Below are 1,125 nucleotides of genomic sequence, written 5' to 3' on the forward strand. Positions count from 1 at the left end.
CGAACAACATGTTGTGGCAAGCCCTCGGCCTATTAGTACCAGTCAACTCCACCCCTCACAGGGCTTCCATCTCTGGCCTATCAACCCAGTCGTCTACTGGGAGCCTTAACCACGCAAGGTGGTGGGAGACCTCATCTTGGAACGAGCTTCCCGCTTAGATGCCTTCAGCGGTTATCCCTTCCGAACATAGCCAACCAGCCATGCCCCTGGCGGGACAACTGGCACACCAGAGGTTCGTCCGTCCCGGTCCTCTCGTACTAGGGACAGCCTTCCTCAAGTCTCCTGCGCGCGCGGCGGATAGGGACCGAACTGTCTCACGACGTTCTAAACCCAGCTCGCGTACCGCTTTAATGGGCGAACAGCCCAACCCTTGGGACCTACTCCAGCCCCAGGATGCGACGAGCCGACATCGAGGTGCCAAACCATGCCGTCGATATGGACTCTTGGGCAAGATCAGCCTGTTATCCCCGGGGTACCTTTTATCCGTTGAGCGACACCCCTTCCACAAGGTGGTGCCGGATCACTAGTCCCGACTTTCGTCCCTGCTCGACCTGTCGGTCTCACAGTCAAGCTCCCTTGTGCACTTACACTCAACACCTGATTGCCAACCAGGCTGAGGGAACCTTTGGGCGCCTCCGTTACCCTTTAGGAGGCAACCGCCCCAGTTAAACTACCCACCAGGCACTGTCCCTGAACCAGATCATGGCCCGAGGTTCAGACACCCAATTCGACCAGAGTGGTATTTCAACAACGACTCCACACCCACTAGCGTGAACGCTTCACAGTCTCCCACCTATCCTACACAAGCCGAACCGAGCATCAATACCAAGCTATAGTAAAGGTCCCGGGGTCTTTCCGTCCTGCCGCGCGTAACGAGCATCTTTACTCGTAGTGCAATTTCGCCGAGTCTCTGGTCGAGACAGCGCCCAAGTCGTTACGCCATTCGTGCAGGTCGGAACTTACCCGACAAGGAATTTCGCTACCTTAGGATGGTTATAGTTACCACCGCCGTTTACTGGCGCTTAAATTCTCCGCTTCGCCCCCAAAGGGACTAACAGGTCCTCTTAACGTTCCAGCACCGGGCAGGCGTCAGTCCGTATACATCGTCTTACGACTTCGCACGGA

At 56.4% G+C, this 1,125-nt stretch carries 1 rRNA gene; it reads right to left on the reverse strand.

The window, feature by feature from the left end:
• Positions 1-12: 12 nt before the first annotated feature.
• Positions 13-1,125 (reverse strand): 23S ribosomal RNA (locus ABD324_RS37075); the annotation flags it as partial.

The organism is Pseudonocardia ailaonensis (assembly GCF_039531635.1).
GTDB classification, from domain to species: domain Bacteria; phylum Actinomycetota; class Actinomycetes; order Mycobacteriales; family Pseudonocardiaceae; genus Pseudonocardia; species Pseudonocardia ailaonensis.